At 61.3% G+C, this 18,874-nt stretch carries 12 protein-coding genes and 1 riboswitch; of the genes, 7 read left to right on the forward strand and 5 right to left on the reverse strand.

Annotated features, from left to right (window positions below; translation table 11 throughout):
- The first annotated feature begins 5 nt into the window (after positions 1–5).
- Both ACYSMN_RS04630 and ACYSMN_RS04635 read left to right on the forward strand, forming a co-directional pair.
- Complete coding sequence (locus ACYSMN_RS04630) at positions 6–1,289, forward strand: aminopeptidase P N-terminal domain-containing protein (RefSeq protein WP_488922676.1); 1,284 nt, start codon at positions 6–8, stop codon at positions 1,287–1,289.
- Between the two features lie 223 nt (positions 1,290–1,512).
- Complete coding sequence (locus ACYSMN_RS04635) at positions 1,513–2,640, forward strand: redoxin domain-containing protein (protein WP_488922677.1); 1,128 nt, start codon at positions 1,513–1,515, stop codon at positions 2,638–2,640.
- A gap of 22 nt (positions 2,641–2,662) precedes the next feature.
- On the opposite strand, the gene ACYSMN_RS04640 is transcribed toward ACYSMN_RS04635, so the two are convergent.
- Entirely contained in the window at positions 2,663–5,218 is a 2,556-nt protein-coding gene (locus ACYSMN_RS04640; protein WP_488922678.1) for a TonB-dependent receptor, read from the reverse strand.
- Between the two features lies 1 nt (position 5,219).
- Complete coding sequence (gene rpe / locus ACYSMN_RS04645; protein WP_488922679.1) at positions 5,220–5,927, reverse strand: ribulose-phosphate 3-epimerase; 708 nt, start codon at positions 5,925–5,927, stop codon at positions 5,220–5,222.
- Between the two features lie 500 nt (positions 5,928–6,427).
- Positions 6,428–6,519, forward strand: a riboswitch (SAM riboswitch).
- A 547-nt stretch (positions 6,520–7,066) separates the two neighbouring features.
- Between rpe and ACYSMN_RS04650 the strand changes: the two genes are divergently transcribed.
- From ACYSMN_RS04650 to bshB1, 5 genes are all read left to right on the forward strand, one after another.
- A complete protein-coding gene (locus tag ACYSMN_RS04650) occupies positions 7,067–10,096 on the forward strand; it encodes a SusC/RagA family TonB-linked outer membrane protein (RefSeq protein ID WP_488922680.1) in 3,030 nt (1,009 codons plus the stop codon).
- A gap of 26 nt (positions 10,097–10,122) precedes the next feature.
- Positions 10,123–11,490 (forward strand): RagB/SusD family nutrient uptake outer membrane protein, encoded by a 1,368-nt coding sequence (locus ACYSMN_RS04655; RefSeq protein ID WP_488922681.1) that lies wholly within the window; start codon positions 10,123–10,125, stop codon positions 11,488–11,490.
- A 42-nt stretch (positions 11,491–11,532) separates the two neighbouring features.
- Positions 11,533–14,166 (forward strand): M14 family zinc carboxypeptidase, encoded by a 2,634-nt coding sequence (locus tag ACYSMN_RS04660; RefSeq protein WP_488922682.1) that lies wholly within the window; start codon positions 11,533–11,535, stop codon positions 14,164–14,166.
- 130 nt (positions 14,167–14,296) lie between these two features.
- Positions 14,297–14,803, forward strand: coding sequence for a beta-class carbonic anhydrase (locus tag ACYSMN_RS04665; RefSeq protein WP_488922683.1), 507 nt, complete (start codon positions 14,297–14,299; stop codon positions 14,801–14,803).
- Between the two features lie 10 nt (positions 14,804–14,813).
- Positions 14,814–15,563, forward strand: a complete 750-nt coding sequence (gene bshB1 / locus ACYSMN_RS04670) for a bacillithiol biosynthesis deacetylase BshB1 (protein ID WP_488922684.1) — start codon at positions 14,814–14,816, stop codon at positions 15,561–15,563.
- A gap of 203 nt (positions 15,564–15,766) precedes the next feature.
- Here the strand turns inward: bshB1 and ACYSMN_RS04675 are convergent, their stop codons facing one another.
- The 3 genes from ACYSMN_RS04675 to ACYSMN_RS04685 all read right to left on the reverse strand — a co-directional run bounded on the left by ACYSMN_RS04675 (position 15,767) and on the right by ACYSMN_RS04685 (position 18,860).
- Positions 15,767–16,087: a hypothetical protein gene (locus tag ACYSMN_RS04675; RefSeq protein ID WP_488922685.1), complete on the reverse strand. Its 321-nt coding sequence runs from the start codon at positions 16,085–16,087 to the stop codon at positions 15,767–15,769.
- 123 nt (positions 16,088–16,210) lie between these two features.
- A complete protein-coding gene (locus tag ACYSMN_RS04680) occupies positions 16,211–17,911 on the reverse strand; it encodes a S8 family serine peptidase (RefSeq protein ID WP_488922686.1) in 1,701 nt (566 codons plus the stop codon).
- Between the two features lie 172 nt (positions 17,912–18,083).
- Positions 18,084–18,860: a hypothetical protein gene (locus tag ACYSMN_RS04685; RefSeq protein WP_488922687.1), complete on the reverse strand. Its 777-nt coding sequence runs from the start codon at positions 18,858–18,860 to the stop codon at positions 18,084–18,086.
- Between the last annotated feature and the right edge of the window lie 14 nt (positions 18,861–18,874).

Raw genomic sequence — 18,874 nt, forward strand, 5'->3', positions numbered from 1 at the left:
GGGGCATGCTACTACCTGCCGAAACCTACCGAACCCACCGTCGCCTGCTCGCCGCCCAACTCCGCCCCGCTTCCGTGGTGGTGCTGGTGGCCAACGATGTAATGCCGACCAACGCGGATGGCACCTTGCCCTATTTTCCCAATGTCAACCTCGTCTACCTAACGGGCCTAGCGGAGCCCCAGACGGCCGTGGTGCTCTTCCCCGACCACGCCCGCGAAGAGTTGCGGGAGGTCGTGTTCATTCAGCGCACCGACGAGCTGTACGAGAAGTGGTTTGGAGCCAGCCTCACGCGCGAGGAAGCCGCCGTGCGGTCCGGCATAGACACGGTGCGCTACTTCGACGAGCTGGCGGCGGTGCTGCGCCAGGTAGTGGTGGCCGCGAAGCACCTTTACTTGTATACCAACGAGCACCCGCGTTCCGAAAACCAGGTTCCCACCGCCGATGACCGGCTGCTGGCTTCCTTGCGCCACACCTATCCGCTGCACCAGTACCACCGGCTCTACCCGCTGCTGGCCCGGCAGCGCACCGTCAAAACCACGGCGGAGGTGGCCGCCCTGCGCCAGGCCTGCGCCGTGACCGAAGCCGGCTTTCGGCGCCTGTTGCGCACCGTGCGGCCCGGCCTGATGGAATACCAGGTGGAGGCCGAGCTGCTGCACGAGTACGGTATGAGCGGTGCCTACCGCGCCGACTACGACCCCATCGTGGCCGGCGGTGCTAACACCTGCGCGCTGCACTACCGGGCCAACAACCGAGAGTGCCGGGCCGGCGAGTTGCTGCTCGTGGACGCGGCTGCCGCCTGGCACTACTACAATGCGGACCTCACGCGCGTCATTCCCATAAATGGGCGCTACAGCCCCCGCCAGCGCGCCTACTACGATGCTGTGCTACGAGTACACCAGCAGATGCAACAGGAAGTGCGCGTGGGCCGCCGCCTGCCGGAGCTGCAAGCCATCTGCAACGAACTGCTGGTGGAGGAGCTGATGGGCCTGGGCTTGTGCTCCGCGCAGGACGTGCGCGCCCACGGCCCGCAGGTCTACCTGAGCCGCTATTGCTACCATGGTTTCTCGCACCTATTGGGCCTCGATGTGCATGACGTTGGGTACCACGATGAACCCCTGCCCGCCGGGGCCGTCCTCACCAACGAACCGGGCATCTATTGCCGGGAAGAAGGCATTGGGGTGCGCCTCGAAAACAACCTACTCCTCACCGAAGCAGGCACCGAGGACCTGATGGCAAGCATTCCCATCGAGGCCGACGAAATCGAGGCGCTTATGCAGCGCGGAGGCTAGGTGCTTTGACGCTTCGGCGGCCGCTACGTTTGGCGTACACCTCTCTCCGTATCACACCTCGTTCAACAGTGCGCCCGAAGCAAGCCGCCCGCAGAACCGGCGAGTGGAGCTGGTGAAGCGCTGAGGAGAGATGCATAGAACCATACCTATTGAAGATAAATTGAGGCTCTATATATTAAGCTGAATTTCAACTCCTCATCTTTCTACCTCTCAATCCATTCGTATGAAAAAGTACTTGCTTGGTATTCTACTATTGGCTCCGTGGCTGGCTCAGGCCCAAAAGCCTATATCCTTCACCTTGAAAGGCAGGATTGGCCAGTTGAACGCGCCCGCTAAACTTTACCTGCTGCACAGTGACCAATCTATTGATTCGACAGCGTTGCAAAATGGTGCGTTCGAATTAAAAGGTACCGCCGAGGCTCCTGAAGGAGCGTTTTTGCTTTTACAACGCAACGGTAAGCCGTTGAACATTTTCGCACCCAATAGAGAGGGAATCACGGTTTTTTTGGAGCCAGGCCCAATCGTACTGACTAGCCCCGATTCACTGAAGAATGCCAACATCACTGGCTCGCCACTAATGGTGGAATACCAAAAGCTACAGGCTTCGTTGAAACCTATTGAGGACAAAGCCAAGGCGATCGGTGCCGAGTTACAGAAGCTATCGGAGGAGCAGCGGAAGGCTCCTGAGTTCGTGGAGCGGACGAGGGCGCAATTCGAAGTTATTAACAAGGAATTCAAGCAAGCCCAGGTGGCCTTTGTCAAAGCAAATCCAAATTCATGGGTGAGCTTAGATGCGCTGCGATACATGGTCGCAGATATTCCGCAATACAAAGAGCTAGACGCACTCTACGAACCCCTAAGCCCAGCTCTTAAGAATAGCCCGAAAGGCCGCGAGTACGGCGAGTTGCTCAAAGCCCTCAAAGATGTTGCCGTCGGGGCACAGGCCCCCAACTTCACCCAGAAAACCCCTGAGGGCAAAGAAGTGTCGCTCAGCGACTACCGGGGCAAGTACGTGCTCATCGATTTTTGGGCTTCCTGGTGCGGCCCCTGCCGTGAGGAAAACCCTGCCATGACGAAACTATACAATCAGTTCAAAGGCCGTAATTTCACCATCCTAGGTATATCGCTCGACGATGAAAAATCTCGCGAGAAGTGGCTGAAGGCGATTGCGGAGGATAAACTGGCTTGGACGCAAGTGTCGGACCTACGCGGTTGGGAGAGCGAGGCCGCGAAGCGCTACCATGTGAAGGCTATACCACAAAATTTCTTGATTGACCCCAAAGGCAAGATTGTGGCGGCCAACCTGAAAGGCAACGACTTGCAAGAAGCGCTGGCCCGCTATCTTAAATAGTATGCGAAACCAGCCGCTGCTTTTAGAACCGCGCGATAACGCGCAGATTCACGACGCGCTGCGAGAGGTAGTTAGGCACGGCGTAGGTGCGGCCGTTCAGGTCCTGAATGTAGCTGTAGCCGGCCACGTTGTTGCGCTGCAAGACGTTAAGCACTTCTAGCCCCAGCCACAGGCTTTCCAGCTGCCCGACGCGGCGCTCTTTCTGCGTGTTCAGGGCCAGCACCTTCGAAAAGCCCAGATCCACGCGCCAGTAGGCCTGGGTGAGTTTGGTGGTGCCCCGCTCCTGCTCGTTGTTGGGCGGGCTGAAGGGCAAACCCGTGCCGAACACCGAGTTCACGTAGCCCCGCACCGAGGGGTTGTCGGGCAAATGGTCCTGGAAGAAGATGCTCAGGTTGAGGCGCTGGTCTTGGGGCCGGCGGATGTAGCCTTTGGCTTCCCGCCCCACAAGGGTGTCGCCGGTGGCGTTGAAGATATTGAGGGAGTCGCCGCGCAGGTTTTCGCGGGTCGTGAGCACGCCCAGGCTAAACCACGACTCGGCCCCGCTCACAAACTCGCCGCCAAGGCGGGCATCTACGCCGGCCACGTAGGCGGTGGCCAGATTTTCGGCAAAGTAGCGCAGGCGCACGTTGTCGATGTCGTAGGGCACGACGTCGGTGAGATACTTGAAATAGGCTTCGGTGGTGAAGCGAAACGGCCGCCCGCCCTTCTCAAAGCGAATCTCATTGCCGGCAATGAAATGCAAGGCGCGCTGGGCCCGCAATTCCGGGTTCAGGCTGGCTTGGATTACGAGTGGCTGGCCCCGCTCGGCAACCCCCTGCTGGTTGCGCAGTTCGCGGTAGAACGGCGGCTGGTAGTACACGCCGGCCGCCACTTTATACGAATGGTTGGGGCGCCGGCGCGGAATGAACGAGTATTGCAGCCGCGGACTCACCACCAGTTGCTGGTTCACGGACCAATAATGAGCCCGCACCCCGTAGGTGAACGTGCGCAACGAATCCAGCTCGATGGTATGCTGCGCGTAACCCTGTGTACGAGTGCTCTGCAAGTCCAGATCCGCCACGAGGCGGGTGCGGCGGGCATCGGGCACGTAATCAGCCGAATCGACGAAGCTGTACTCGTTGAGCACATCCTCGATCCGCTCCCGGCCCGTCTTCACCCCGAAACGCACTGTATGGCGCGGGCCGGGCGTCCAGCGGGCGCGGGCCTCGGCCGTGGCAATGCGGGCCGTGAGGGTATTGCGCGAGTTGTCGAAGCGCGAGCCCACGTCGCGCTGGCGCACGGGCTGGTTGAAGTCGGGCTTGTCGGGGTCACGGTTGATGTCGGCCAGGCTGTAGCTGGCTTCCACGTCGCGGTATTCCAGCTCCCGCGAGTACACCAGCCCACCTAGCAGCTCGGTCTGAAACTTGGGCGAGAAGTTATGCTTTAGGTTCAGCCCACCCTGGTACATGTCGTACTGCATCCGCTCCCGCCCGTCGTACACGATGAAAAGGCGCGTAGATTCCGTGAGGCCGGTATTAAAGGTACTCTGGCCGGTTTCGGGCGTGAAACGGTAGTCGTTGTGGGCAAAGGTGGTCAGCAAGCCCAGCGACGTGCGGTCCTCGTTACCCTTCGGGCCAAGGTTGGCGTTGATATAGGCCTGGCCGTCGTAGAACGTGGGGTTGTAGCCGCCCTGCTGCTGATCCAAGGAACGCAGCACGTAGGTGGCGTTTTTGTAGCGGACGCCCGCCAAATAGCTCAGCCGCTTATTGGGCGAGGTAGCCTCCACGTGCGCCGCGCCGCCCACCAGGCTGCCCGTGGCCGAAGCCGCGAATTTGGTGGGCTGCTTGTACTCGATGTTGAGCACCGAAGAAAGCTTGTCCCCGAACTTGGGCTGCCAGCCGCCGGTGGAAAATTCCACCTTGTTCACCAGGTCGGGGTTCACGAAGCTCAGACCTTCCTGCTGAGCGGCCGTCACCAGAAACGGCCGATAAATCTCGATGCCGTTGACGTAAACCAGGTTTTCGTCGTAGTTGCCGCCCCGCACGGAGTAGGTGCTCGTCAGCTCGTTCGTAGACTGCACGCCCGGCAGGGTTTTGAGAATGGCGTTGAAGTCGCCAAAGGGCGAGGGCAGCACCTTGGCCGTCCGCGGGTCGAGCTTGATCATGCTCACCTGTTCGCGGGTATTAGCGTCGTCGGAGCGGGCGCGCACCGTAACATTGCCTAGGGCGCGGGTGTCGGCCTGCATGGTCAGGTTCAGCTCGGGCTGGTTTTCGACGAGCGTGAGCGGCACGCGCAACGGACGGTAGCGCAGGCTCCGCACCACCAGCACCGCCGGCCGGCCGGTGCGCCGCACGCTCAGGGTAAATCGGCCTTTGGCGTCGGTGGAGGTGCCACCCGGCTGCCCTTCCACGCCCACACCCACCAGCTCCAACGGCTGGCCGGCGGCATCGCGCACGGTGCCCGTAATAGTGATTCGCTCGGTCTGTTGCGCGGCGGCTGGCAGTACGGCTAGCACGGTAGCGGCGGGCGGCAACAAACTCAGCAGACCCAGACGCAGGGCCAGGGGCAAGCGGCCAACTCGGGAGGAAAAGTGCCGCATGCTAAAATTCTGCTTGGTCATCGGCACTCACGCTGGCCGTCAGCTGGGCGCGCAGCTCAGCCAGCGTCGCGACGGGGTCGGGCGATTGAAACACGAACGAGCCGGCCACCAGCACGTCGGCCCCGGCTTCCACGAGGGCTGTGGCGTTGTCGCTGCTTACGCCGCCATCTATTTCAATCAGCGCCTCGGAGCCGCTGTCGATGAGTAGTTCTTTGAGGGCCGCCACTTTGCGCAGCGTGTTCGGGATGAAAGCCTGCCCGCCAAAGCCCGGATTCACCGACATCACGCACACCAAATCCAGGTCGGCGGCCACGTCTTCGAGCACCCAGACCGGCGTGTGCGGATTGAGGGCCACGCCCGCGTGGCAGCCCAGGGCTTTGATCTGCTGAATGACGCGGTGCAGGTGCGGACAGGCTTCGTAGTGCACCGTGATGTTGCGGGCCCCGGCGTCGCGGAAGGCGCCGAGGTAGTCCTGCGGATTTTCTATCATCAGGTGCACGTCGAGCGGCTGCTGGGCGTGGCGATGAATGGCCTGGAGCACCGGAATGCCGAACGAGATATTGGGCACGAAACGGCCGTCCATTACGTCGCAGTGCAGCCAGTCGGCGGCGCTGCCCGCGAGGCGCTCGGTTTCGGATTGGAGGTTGGCAAAGTCGGCGGCAAGCAGAGAAGGTGCCAGCAACGGCGCCCGGCGGCGGGTAAGAGTCATACCGCGAAGGTAAGCAGGTTTAGGAGACGGGTAACAGGCTTCAGAGCCATAACGGTGCAGATACTTCCAGTTGGAATGCGCGGGCCCCAAGGCCGCGCGGGCCTTCTTCTGATGAGCCGCGCAGGAAACGACCGAAGTACGCTTGGTAGTGCGTGGCACGCCTACTTATTGCTGAGTCCGGGGCGCCCGGCCCGTACTCCGTAACGCGGCTCTCTGCCTGATGGCCCCGGCCGCTCAGACGAGCAACTAGTGCGGCAAGAAGTGAGTCAGGCCAAGAATGACCCGCTATTTGTTGGCGGGTTAACTGCAAATTTATACTACACCAGAGCACACCAACGAGAGGCAAAATACAGCCTACAGCGCACCTCAGGCTGGTTTTACACTTAACTAACTGCTCTGCACGGCGGCCGGTGCAATCTGCGGCGGCAAACAAAAATTTGCATTTCTAAAAAACGCGCTAGTACATTTGTCGCACCAATTCTTTACCCCCCAAAGGATTGTTTTTATACAGAGGCGTGGAGAGACAGGCTCTATGAAACGCCGGCAACCCCCGGAAACTCCGGAACGGTGCCAAGTCCTGACCATATAAAAACAACAACGCCGTGAAGTCCTTCACTAGCACCCCCGCCGTATCCGCTGCCGCCATTGCCCTACAGCATGGGTGTTGTGGTATGATGTGTACCGACGTCTGTATGCAGATGGTGGGCCAGGGCTGCTAGGGAGCAAGGCGTTTCCTTCTTTCCCTTCCTCAATTGCTCACCGGGCTGCCAGGGCACGTGTTGTCCTGCCGCCCCTCCTGCTCAGGCTTCACTCGTCGCCTGAATAGCGGCGCTACTGCGGCCTACTGGGCCTAAGCGCCCCTACTCCGCCGCCTGCCGGCTACCCTCCTGTTGTTTTTTCTCTGCTGGCTGCGCTGGTTGAACCCTTGGGTTTGCCAGGAGCGCAGCAGCAGAAGCCCTCATTTTCTGAACCCTCTTTTTCTCGTTCCGTGGCTCCGTGCCCGACAACGAAGCAGATTGCTGCTGAATACTTCGGCGGTAATCGGGCGCGGGGTGCTATAAGAGAGGCTCTAAACGGGCAGCAGGCAGGCGTAGCGCAGGACATTCTCCCGCACACACCTTCATTTTTCCTTCCTACTTATGAAATCCTCTACGCTTCTGAGCCTGCCAGCAGTGGTGGCGGCCCTGGCAACGCCGGGCTTTGCCCAGACGCCCACCACGCAAACCGTGACGGGCACCGTGACGGATGCCGCCGACCGCAGCCCGCTGCCGGGCGTGACGGTGGTGGTGCAAGGCACCACCCTCGGGGCCTCTACGGGCCCCGACGGCCAGTTTTCCCTCACGCTGCCTAGTGGCAGCACTACCCTGCTCATTAGTGCCATCGGCTACGAAAGCCAAAGCGTAAACGCGACTGCTGGCCCGCTGAGCATTGCCCTGAAAGCCGACGTGCAGAAGCTTTCGGAAGTGATAGTGACGGGCTACAGCGAGCAGAACCGCAAAACCCTCACCAGCGCCATCAGCTCCGTAAACGGCGACGCGCTCAAGGACATTCCGGCCGCCAGTCCCGACCAGCTGCTGCAAGGCAAGGCACCGGGCGTGCAGGTGTCGGCCAACTCGGGTGTGCCGGGCGGCGGCATCTTCATTCGCATCCGGGGCAGCAACTCCGTGAATGCCAGCAACGACCCGCTCTACGTGGTCGATGGCGTGTTCATCAATAACACCAACTTGATCAACACCGGCCTCGGCAACCAAGTGGCCTCCAACCCACTGGCCGACCTCAATCCGCAGGACATTGAAAACATCGAAATCCTGAAAGACGCCAACGCCACGGCTATTTACGGCTCGCGTGGGGCCAACGGCGTGGTGCTCATCACGACCAAGCGCGGCAAGGCGGGCGAAAAAACCCACCTCACGTTCAACACCTACCAGGCCTGGTCGGAGGCGCCGAAGCAGTACAAGCTGGTGAGCGGGCCCGAGCTGGCGGAACTGGAGAATGAGCGTTTCCTCAACGACGGCGGCAACCCCGCCCTGCTACCCTACCGCGCCGTAGCGGCGGGTGGGCGCGGGTTGCCGGAGGAGCAGCAGACCTACGACCGGCTCAATGACGTGTTTCGCACGGCCCGCACGCAAAACTACGAGTTGTCGGCCGCCGGGGGTTCCGCCAAAACGCAGTTTTACATTGGGGGCGGCTATTTCGAGCAGGAATCCATTGCCCGGCCCAGCAAGTTCGACCGCTACAGCCTGCGCGTCAACCTCGACCACTCCGCAACCGACAAGCTGCGCATCGGCACGAGCACGGCCCTGACCCGCACCCGCCGCAACGTGAGCAGCAACGATAACAACCCGGTGGGCGTCATCAATTCGGCCCTGTTTCCGCGTACCAACCTGCCCGTTTTCAACCCCGATGGCTCGTACGCCAAATACGGCTCGTTCGACAACCACCTGGCCCTCATCAACAACCTGAACAACGACGCGGTGGGCTCGCGCGTCATCTCGAACGTGTATGGCGAGTACCGCCTGCTCAAGAACCTGACCCTGCGCAGCAGTTGGAGCATCGACTTCAACGACATGTACGAGAACAACTTCAACAACACGCTCATCCTGGCCGGGCAGCCCCGCGGCACCGCTTCCTCGTTTCTTTCGCGCGACATCACCCTGCTCAACGAGCAGACCCTGAACTACAGCGTGGATTTCGGCGAAGACCACTCGCTACAGGCGCTGGTGGGCAATACTGTGCAAAAAAACACCTTCCAGCGCACCACGCTGGCGGGCCAGCAGTTTCCCGGCAACGACCTTCCCACCATTGCTTCGGCCGCTACCCAAACGGGCTCGTCGAGTCGCTCCGAGGCCGGGCTGGTGTCGTTCTTTGGCAAGGCCACTTACAGCTTCAAGCAGCGCTACACCGCCGATGTGAGTCTGCGCGCGGATGCGTCGTCGCGGTTTGGGGCCGATAAGCGCTGGGGCTACTTCCCGGCCGTGGGCCTGGGCTGGCGCCTGGGCGAAGAGGCTTTTATCCGGGATTTGAACGTGTTTCAGGAGCTGAAGCTGCGCGGCAGCGTTGGCCGGACGGGCAACCAGGCCGGTATCAGCGACTTCGCGGCCCGGGGTTTGGTGCAGGGCGGTGCCAACTACCTCGACTTGCCAGGCACGACGCCTTTGCAGCTGGCCAACCCTAATCTGAGCTGGGAAAGCACCCGGCAGTGGAACGTGGGCCTCGACGCCGCCGTGCTCCAAAACCGCCTGCTGTTGGAACTGAATTACTACGACAAGTACACTTCGGGCCTGCTGCTGAACGTGCCAGTACCGCGCAAAACGGGCTTTGCGTCGGTGGTGGAAAACTTCGGGGCCGTCAGCAACAAGGGCTTTGAGATTCAGCTCACGGCCAACTGGCTGCCCAAGGCGGCGGCCGTGCAGTGGAGCACTGCCTTCAACGTGGCCCGCAACGTGAACAAGATCGAGCGACTGGCCGCGCCCATCAGCACCGGCTCGCGCGACATTTTCCGGCTCGAAGAAGGCGCCCCGCTCTACTCCTTCTGGCTCTACAGGCAAACCGGCGTGAGCCCCGAAACCGGCGACGCCGAGTACGAAGACGTGAACGGCGACGGCCGCCTCACCGTGGCCGACCGCCAGCTGGTGGGCAACGCCTGGCCCGACTACTTCGGGGGCGTCACGAACTCAGTGAGCTACAAGGGCCTGGATTTTGGCTTCACGCTCAACTTCGAGCAGGGCGCGAAAATCATGAACATGAACCGCTTTTTCCTCGTGCACGGCGGCACGCAGAGCAATATCGGCTACCTGCGCGAGCAGCTGGACCGCTGGCAGCAGCCCGGCGACCAAACCGATATTCCGCGCCTGACCACCAACCCGGCCAGCAACAACTACGGCGGCGTGGTGCAGAACCTGAGCGACCGGTACCTGGAAGATGGCTCTTTCCTGCGCCTGCGCACGCTCTCACTCGGCTACACCGTGCCGAAACAAGCCGCGGCCAAAGCCCACTTGCATTCGTTGCGCGTGTACGTGCAGGCCGCCAACCTCTTCACCATTACGCCCTATTCCGGCCTCGACCCGGAGGTGAACTCGCAGAGTGGGGTGGCTAATACCAAAAACTTCGACTGGGCCACCGTGCCCCAGCCCCGCACCTTCCAGGTAGGCCTCACGGTGGGTCTTTAATTGTCGCTAAGTCCTTGATTTTTCCGATGAAAAAGACGCTTCACTCCCTTCTTTCGGCGGTGCTGCTGGCCGCCGCTACCCTAAGTGCTACCCTGAGCCTCACGGCCTGTGACGACCTGCTGGACCCCACGCCGGTGCAGCAGCTGCCCGATGACCAAGCCATTACCGACGCCGGCAGTGCCCGCTCCGCCACCATTGGGGTCTACGACCGGGTGCAGGCCTATTATCAGCTCAACTGGCCGGTGCTGGGCTTCCTGCCCGGTGAGAACGTACGCTTCAATGGCACGCTCAACCAGTTTCTGCAAATCGACCAGAACCAGCTCAGCGCCGATAACGTGCTCATCACCGAAGCCTGGAGCCAAATGTACCAGGCCGTGAACGGGGCCAACAACGTCATTGCCGCCCTGCCCGGCATCAATGACCCGCTGCTGCCCGAAGCCGAGAAAAACCAGCTGCTCGGCGAAGCCTACTTTCTGCGCGCCCTGGTGTATTTCGACCTGGGCCGGGGCTGGGGCGGAGTGCCGCTGGTGCTCACGCCCACCCGCGCCAAGGAAAACGGCCGAGGCATCCGGCGCAGCACCCAGGCCGAAACCTACGACCAGGTGCTGGCCGACCTCACCCAGGCCGAGACCTTACTCCCCGATGGCACCACCCGCAACCGCGCCGTACGGGCTACCGCCCGCGCCCTGCGGGCCCGCCTGCACCTCTACCGCCAGCAGTGGGCCGAGGCTGAAACCTACGCCACCCAGGTGCTGGGCAGCAGCAACTACCGCTTGGTAACGCCGTACCGCTCGTTCGCCACGGCACCCTTCCTGAGCCAGGAATCCGTGTTTGAGTTGACATTTAGTAACTCCGATATCAACGCGATGTGGAACAACTGGTTTCCGAGCGCGCTGGGCGGGCAGTTCAACTTTCAGCCGGTGCCCGCCGCCGTGGCTCTGCTCAACGACCCCGCCGTGGGCGGCAGCCGCTCGGCCCTGCTGGCCAGCACGGTCATTGGGGGCAGCAACGTCACGTACGGCAACCTCTACAGCCGCTCGGCCCAGCGCGACGACCCGAGCTACGTGCTGCGCCTGGCCGAACAGTACCTCATCCGGGCCGAGGCCCGCGCCCGGCTGGGCAAGCTGCCGGAGGCCCTGGCCGACCTGAATGCCGTGCGCAGCCGCGCCGGTGTGCCCGCCAGCACTGCCGCTACGGCCGAGCAGCTGCTGCGGGCCATCGAAAACGAGCGGCGGGTGGAGTTTGCCTTCGAGGCCGACCGGTGGTTTGACCTCGTGCGCACCGGCCGCGCCGGCGCTGTGCTCGGCGTCACGGACCAGCGCCGCTGGCTGTTCCCGCTGCCCTTCAACGACCTCGTCGCCGACCCTGACCTCGAGCAAAACCCCGGCTACTAACTCGCCGCCGACTCCCGGCTTCTTCCTTTCTACTTCTCCGTCATGTTGAAATCTTTCCTTTCCACGACTCTTCTCGCGCTGGGCTTGGCCAGTGCCGTCAGCGCGCAAAACAGCTATTTCTTCCCGGCCGCCCCGGCTGATTCCTTCGACCCGGCCGTGCCCACGCCGGAGCAGTTCCTGGGCTACCCCATTGGCACGCACTACACCCGCACCGACCAGATTGTAGCCTATCTGCGCGAGCTGGACCGGGTGTCGGACAAAGTGAGCGTGCGGGTGCTGGGCACTACTATCGAGGAGCGGCCCCAGGTGGTGGCTACCATCACGGCCCCGCAAAACCAGCAGAACCTGCCGGCCCTGCAAAAGGAGCGCCGGGCGCTGGTTGACCCCAAGCTGCCCGCCCCCGACTACCGCAGGCTGCCCGTGGTGGTCAGCCTCAACTTTGGGGTGCACGGCAACGAAAGCAGCTCGTCGGAAGCGGCGCTGCTGCTGGCCTACTACCTGACGGCCTCCACCAGCCCCGAAACCACGCAGTGGCTCTCGCAGTCCGTTGTCACCATCGACCCGCTGGAAAACCCCGACGGCCGCGACCGGGCCTCGCACTGGTTCGACCAGAATAAGTCGTGGCCCAACGTGACGGACCCGCTGGACCGGGAGCACACCGAGGCCTGGCCGGGTGGGCGCACCAACCACTTCTACACCGACCTGAACCGCGACTGGCTGGCCCTGACCCAACCCGAAAGCCGCGCCCGCATGGCGTTTCTGCACGAGTGGTACCCCAACGTGATGATAGACTTTCACGAGATGGGCACCAACGGCACCTACTACTTCGAACCTTCCAAGCCCTTCAGCACCGAAAACGACCTGATTCCGCGGGCCACCTACGAGGTACTGAACGTGCATCTGGCCAAGTACCACGCCCAGGCCCTCGATAAGCTCGGCTCCTTGTACTGGACCAAGGAGCAGTTCGACAACCTCTCGCCTATCTACGGCTCCACCTACCCTGACTTCCAGGGCGGCGTGGGCGTGACATTTGAAGTGGGCAGCTCCCGCGGGCTGGCCCAGGAGGGCAGCAACGGCGTGGTTACGTTTCCGTTCACCATCCGCAACCACGTGGCTACGGGCCTAGCCACCGTGCGCGGCGCCGTGGAAGAAAAAGACCTGTACCTGCGCCACCAGCGCGACTTTTTCACCTCGGCCCTCACCAATGCCCGCAAATTCCCAACCAAGGCCTACGTCTTCGGCAATGCCCAGGACGAAACCCTGACCAACAAATTCCTGGCCCTGCTGCTCCAACACAAGATCGAGGTGCACGAGCTAGGTAAAAATGCCACGCTCGACAAACAGACGTTTGAGAAGGGCAAAGCCTACGTGGTACCCACGGCGCAGCCGCAGTACCGCATCATCAACTCTCTGTTTGAGGAGCTGACCACCTTTCACGACAGCGTGTTCTACGACGTGACGGGTTGGAGCCAGGCCCACGCCTACGGACTGGCCGTATCGAAGCAGAAGAATACCAACCTGGTACAAGGTGCGCCCGTCGCGGCTCCCAAAAGCCTGGCCGGCACCGTGCGTGGCGGCCAGAGCGGCTACGCCTACCTCCTCTCCTGGTCCGACTACAACGCTCCACGGGCCCTGACGGCCTTGCAGCGGGCCGGCGTGGTGGCCAAAATCAGCTTCAAGCCCTTCCGGGCTGGTACGGCCGGGCAGGCCACCGATTTCAGTTACGGCACGCTCGTGATTCCCGTGGCGGCCCAGAAACTGCCCGCCGATTCGGTGTTCCAGATTGTGAGCCGGGTGAGCCGGCAGCAGCAGGTGACGTTTGCGAGCGTCGGTACGGGCTTCAATTTGGGCGGCATTGATTTGGGCTCCAACAACGTGCGGACAGTGCCGGAAACCAAAGCGGCCATTCTGGTGGGCGCGGGCACCAACTCGTCGGAAGTGGGCGAGGCTTGGTTTGTGGCCAGCCAGCACCTGGGCCTGCCCCTGAGCCGGATTGAAGTGAGTAACTTCGGCCGGGCTCCGCTAGGCCGCTATACCAGCCTGGTGCTGGTAGGCGGCTCGTACGTGGCCCTCGACAAAGCTGCCGTGGATAAGCTGCGCCGCTGGGTGCAGGACGGCGGCACGCTCATCACCCTGAAAAACGCCTCGGAATGGGCTATCAAGCAGGCCATCGTGCAAGAGAAACTCCTCATTCCGGCCAACGGCAGCTGGGCTGATACCACCGCCGCCAAAGGCAAGCCAGCCACGGCGCGCCGCACCGATTTTGTGGCCCAGGAACAGGAAGGCACCCGCGCCATTGCCGGTTCCATCTACCAAGCTGATATCGACATCACCAACCCCATTGGCTTCGGGCTGACGAGCCGGCGGCTGTACGTGTTCCGCAACGGCACCACCTTCCTGCGGCCCAGCCGCAACCCCTACGCCACGGTGGCGCAGTACACGGCTAAGCCCCTGGTCAGCGGCTACGTGTCGAAGGCTAACCTCCGGCAAATTAGCAACTCGGCGGCCGTGGTAGTGAGCAAGGCCGGGTCCGGCCGGGTCGTGCTCTTCGCCGACGACCCCAACTTCCGGCACTACTGGCACGGTACCTCACGCTTGTTTACCAACGCCTTGCTGCTGGGGCCGCTGCTGAGTCTGCCCGAAGGCCAGACCGCCATATCCAGCGAGGAAGAATAGACTTCACCCTAGGCCCGCCGACCAATACGTCCGTGTCCAGTTTAGGCCCTGGCTGATCTAGCGTAGCAGCCTTCGGGCCGGGGTTAACTGCTTTATCCGCCCTATTTCACTTTTCTACCTTTCTCCAGCTATGAGTCAAATTCCTGCGGGACCTTCTGCACTGGCCGGGTCGTCACAAACCCGGTCAGACGCCCGCCGTTTCGCCATTCTCACCTGCCTGGATGCGCGCCTTGCTCCCACCCAGCTCCTCGGTGTGCCTGAAGGCAGCGCCCATGTTATCCGCAACGTCGGCGGCCGAGCTAGCGAAGAATCCATTCAGTCCCTGATTCTGTCGCACCAAGTGCTAGGCACCCGCGAATGGTTTCTTGTTCAGCACACCGATTGCGGCGTACGGCTCCATGACCGGCAGGTGGCAACTGTACTAGCCAGCAAAGTACCCGCCATTGTATCGGGTGTACCAGTACGAGCTTCCTTCTCTGAGCTAACGGCCGCCGTAGCCGCCGATCTGGCCCGCATCCGGGAGCATCCGCAGGTGCCCGCCAGCGTGTTGGTATTTGGGTACGTGTATGATGTGCGCCGTAACCAGCTTATCGAGGTACCCACCCCTGCCGACCACGGTTCGGGCCGTCATAGCTAATGCTACTTGTATGATGACGCCAGTTGCTAACAGGATAACGAAGCTGGATTTGCTGATGCTAGCCGCTCACCCCGACGATGCCGAGCTGGGCTGCGCGGGCACCTTGCTGCGCCACGCGGCCGCGGGCCGGCGCGTAGGGGTCGTTGACCTGACCCGGGGCGAGCTGGGTACCCGCGGCTCGGCGGAGCTACGCGACCAGGAAGCGGCAGATGCAGCCCGTATTCTAGGCCTGCACGTGCGCGAGAACCTGCGGCTGCGCGACGGTTTTTTCGTGAATGATGAAGTCCATCAGCGCCGCGTCATCGAAGTCATCCGCCGCTTTCAGCCCGCCCTGATCCTGACCAACCCCACTGTAGACCGGCACCCCGACCACGGCCGCGCCGCCGACCTAGTGCACGATGCTGCCTTCCTAGCCGGCCTGCCCAAAATACAAACCGAGTGGGATGGCGTACCGCAGGCTCCTTGGCGGCCTCGGCTACTGCTGCAAGCCATTCACCACAGCTACGTCCGGCCGGATATCGTGGTGGATATTTCCGCCTTTTGGGAGCAGAAGCTGGCATCACTCACTGCCTTCAAAAGTCAGTTTTACCACCCCGAATACCCACCGGGCGACGCCCATACTTACATTTCCAGCCCAGACTTTCTTCGTATTCTCGAAGCCCGCGCCCGGGAACTGGGCAGCTACATCGGTGCCACCTTTGCCGAAGGCTACACCTGCCGCCGGCCTTTTGGCCTGGATGATTTATTTCTGCTCAAATAGAGCCGTTTTCAGCTCCGCGTATAGGTGTCATTCCGACCGCAGGAAGGAATTTGGGGTATTATTAAACGAGTACCCTGGGCTCTTTGCTCAACTCAGAACGTTGCTGACTGTAGCCTAAACCAACCTTTCGGACAAAAGAAAGCGGGTGCCCCGCGAAAACGCAGGGCACCCGTTCTATTGTGTAGTTCACTAAGCCTATCAGCTCAGCTATTGCTTTTCTCCTTGTCCCAGGCTTTCCAATCCAGCTTGCCGTCTTCGGTTTTGCGCAGGAAATAGGTCTGATCATCTTCCTGGCGCTTGCCGAACGTGACGTCGGCGCGGCAGTCGAGGCAACGGAGCGAGGTGTACTTGAACTTGTCCTGGGCCACGCGGGCCGTCAGGTCGAGGTTGTCGGACCCGCAGATGCCGCACTTGGCCACATCCGGAAAGCTGAGCCGCTCATACTCGGATACAACTTCGTGCAGATTAGCTCCCTGCACGGTGAAGTGGAACTGGCGACGCCCCAGACGCTTCGAAATCATCATTTGCAACATGGTATTGCGGCTTTTGGGAAGTTTATCCCTTGAAGAAAGAAAGGAACTCGGCTCGTCCGAATTCCCCTCCAAGGTACTAAAAATATTTGCTTCGCATGCTAAAAAATTTCGCTTTTACAGTTTCACGAAGCGCACGGTGCGCCGGATTTTCTCCCCCGCCGACACATCGCAGGTGTACACTCCTTTGGGCAAGACGCCGGGCGTAAGCCGCACTCCGGCCACCGATGTAGCGGCCAGCGTCTGCTCGGCTACCAAAGCGCCGCGGGCGTCGTAGAAGCGTACCCGCAAAGGCTTGCCATAGAATGCCTCGCTCAGCTGCAAATACAGCTCATTGTCTTTCACCGGGTTGGGGTACACAAAGAGCTGGCCTTGCTTTGATTTCGGGCTAGTAGCGCTCAAGGGCGTGCTGGGATTAGCCAAGTTGTAGGCCGTCACGAAGTTGGGAATGCCGTAGCCGAGCAGGTTGTCGGGGGAAGCAGCTTGCGAGCCGGAACGCTGCAAAAAGTCAATCACCTGCTGGGCCGAAAGCGTGGGGTTGGCCTGCCAAAAACAAGCCACCATGCCCGCTAATACGGGACAAGAAAAAGAAGTACCATTACCCCGCGCCGGTACACCGGCTACGTTTACTATGGCCGTTTGAGTGGCCTGAGCTGCCAGGTTCGGCTTGATGCGGCCATCGGCACTAGGGCCGATGGAGCTGAAGCTGCTCCGGTTCCGGGCGGCATCTACGCCGCCTACCGCCAGGATGGAATCCGCGTCGGCGGGCGCCAGAATGTAGCGCCAAGTGTTGCCTTCCCTTCCCTCATTCCCGGCCGAGTTGACGACCACCATGCCCACCCGCGCCGCGATGGTAGCGGCCCGCGTCGAGATGGCCGTGCGGCCGTTCAGATCAGTATAGGCGTAGTTAGCGTAGGGCACATCGAAAGTATTGTAGCCAAGCGAGGAACTGATTACGTCCACTCCCGACGAGTCGGCCCGCTCGGCGGCCAGCAGCCAGTTCACTTCCTCGATGGGGTTTTCTCCTACGGTATTTTCGGTGAGGTACAGGCGGAATGTGGCTTTGGGCGCGGTGCCGACGAAGGTGCCGGTCTCGCTGGCCGCCATTGTGGAAAGGCAGTTGGTGCCGTGGCTGTCGCGGGCGTACACGTTGGTGTTGCGCTCCACGAAGTTGTAGGCATCTACCAACCGGCCCTCGTTGCGCAAGGCAGCGAAAGGCGATGTTTGGTCTACCCCTGGAAAACCGGAGTCAAACACGGCGATTTGCATTCCTTCGCCCCGAAAACCCGCATTATGCATGGGCACGGCCCCAATCATGAGGGCTTGCTCATAGGCGATGCCGTAAACAGGGTCGCTCTCCGTACGTTGCGGTGGCGCCGGCGTATTACCAATAATGGGTCGCGGACGGCCTGCTCCCACGGCTCCGCCACGGTTAAGAGTCTGGGCGCTACGCACAAAAGGCAGCGCTTGCAGGTTGCGAAGCGTGGCCGAATCGCAGGAAACCACGGCGGCATTGAACCAACGCGACGTGTACCACACCTGCGCTCCGGGCACCGCCTTCAGCTGCGTAACGTAGGCCAGAGTCACGGGCAGGTCGCGGGGCTGCACGGCAATGTTTTGGCGGGTGCGGCGCTGCAACGCCCGCGCCGAGAGAAATGCCTGGGGCTGGCTCGTGGTGAAGGGCGTACCGGCTTTATCGCGGAAATATACGAGATGCTGGCGCACGGTACCGGTCTGGGCCTGCACCGCCGTGGGCGCGAGTGAGGTAGCAGCCGCAACGGCCAGCCCGGCTAGCAGAATGGGGTAAGAAAAACGCATGGGAATAGGGCTAAAGTACGTGCCGGAAGATACGAATTTAGCTTCGCACTCTGGCTTATGTCCACTCCATCAAGTGCCCCTGCTATTAGCCCAAAAGTCAAAAAGCCGCTCCGTACGATGTACAGAGCGGCTTTTAAAAAATCTTGGCGCGGCAGAAGCAACTGCCCTCTTGTTAACGTCCTGATTCGAGCAGAATCTCGGAGCGGGTCGATCCACTGAAAATGTAGTCCGGCGAAGGGGTCATGCCACCATTCTCAGTGTAAATAAACCGGCGGCGGCTGCGGTACACTGGGCCAATGCCAGAGACATATACCTGCCGGAGGCGGTAGTAGTAGAAAGGATTGATGTGAATATCTCCTCCCTCCGCAACCGTTTCGCGCAAGGCCGTCATCACTGCATTCGGGTAGGTTTTTGTTTCGCCGGCCGCGGTAGTTGCGGTGAAAGGCTCCCCCACCTTCTTGTAGTGGATGTCGCTTTTGGTTCTGTCTATTGCACTCGCTGCATTGAAAGCATTCTGGTTCCAGAAGTAATCCGGGCGAACCGGATATACCAATTCCACGGTCCGGCGGTTGTTGTTTGTTACCTGCACGTTGGCGGCCGCAGGGCTTACTACTAGCACGCTGTCGTCGCGCCAGGCGTCGGCCGGGGTGTTGCGCCTGGCGCGTACCACTCGAAACGAAGGTGACTTATCCGTCGCGTCCAGGTACTGCTCTTCTACCCGTTCCCGAACTTGGTAGCGCGTAATGGTTTTGACGTTGCGCAGCCAGGTGGTATCCGCTACCTCGTAGATGCGGAAGTCGCCGACCTGCATCGGGTAATAGCTGGTGTCAATGGGTTCGGCCTTTTCCACTTCATCCTTACAGCCCGCTACGGCCAAGGCCAGCAGCGCCGGCGCCAGCCAGCGGCGGTAGTTTAATCGGGCCGAAAAGAAGGTAGCAAAGCGGAACATAGGACGAGGCTGAA

It is taken from the genome of Hymenobacter sp. M1-2 (genome assembly GCF_057808495.1).

Coding starts and splice junctions, on each gene's coding strand:
- ACYSMN_RS04675 (WP_488922685.1), bottom strand. CDS start 16,087: ATGATGATTTCGAAGCGTCTGGGGCGTCGCCAGTTCCACTTCACCGTG.
- ACYSMN_RS04650 (WP_488922680.1), top strand. CDS start 7,067: ATGAAATCCTCTACGCTTCTGAGCCTGCCAGCAGTGGTGGCGGCCCTG.
- ACYSMN_RS04640 (WP_488922678.1), bottom strand. CDS start 5,218: ATGCGGCACTTTTCCTCCCGAGTTGGCCGCTTGCCCCTGGCCCTGCGT.
- ACYSMN_RS04685 (WP_488922687.1), bottom strand. CDS start 18,860: ATGTTCCGCTTTGCTACCTTCTTTTCGGCCCGATTAAACTACCGCCGC.
- ACYSMN_RS04680 (WP_488922686.1), bottom strand. CDS start 17,911: ATGCGTTTTTCTTACCCCATTCTGCTAGCCGGGCTGGCCGTTGCGGCT.
- ACYSMN_RS04660 (WP_488922682.1), top strand. CDS start 11,533: ATGTTGAAATCTTTCCTTTCCACGACTCTTCTCGCGCTGGGCTTGGCC.
- ACYSMN_RS04630 (WP_488922676.1), top strand. CDS start 6: ATGCTACTACCTGCCGAAACCTACCGAACCCACCGTCGCCTGCTCGCC.
- ACYSMN_RS04635 (WP_488922677.1), top strand. CDS start 1,513: ATGAAAAAGTACTTGCTTGGTATTCTACTATTGGCTCCGTGGCTGGCT.
- ACYSMN_RS04665 (WP_488922683.1), top strand. CDS start 14,297: ATGAGTCAAATTCCTGCGGGACCTTCTGCACTGGCCGGGTCGTCACAA.
- bshB1 (WP_488922684.1), top strand. CDS start 14,814: ATGATGACGCCAGTTGCTAACAGGATAACGAAGCTGGATTTGCTGATG.
- ACYSMN_RS04655 (WP_488922681.1), top strand. CDS start 10,123: ATGAAAAAGACGCTTCACTCCCTTCTTTCGGCGGTGCTGCTGGCCGCC.
- rpe (WP_488922679.1), bottom strand. CDS start 5,927: ATGACTCTTACCCGCCGCCGGGCGCCGTTGCTGGCACCTTCTCTGCTT.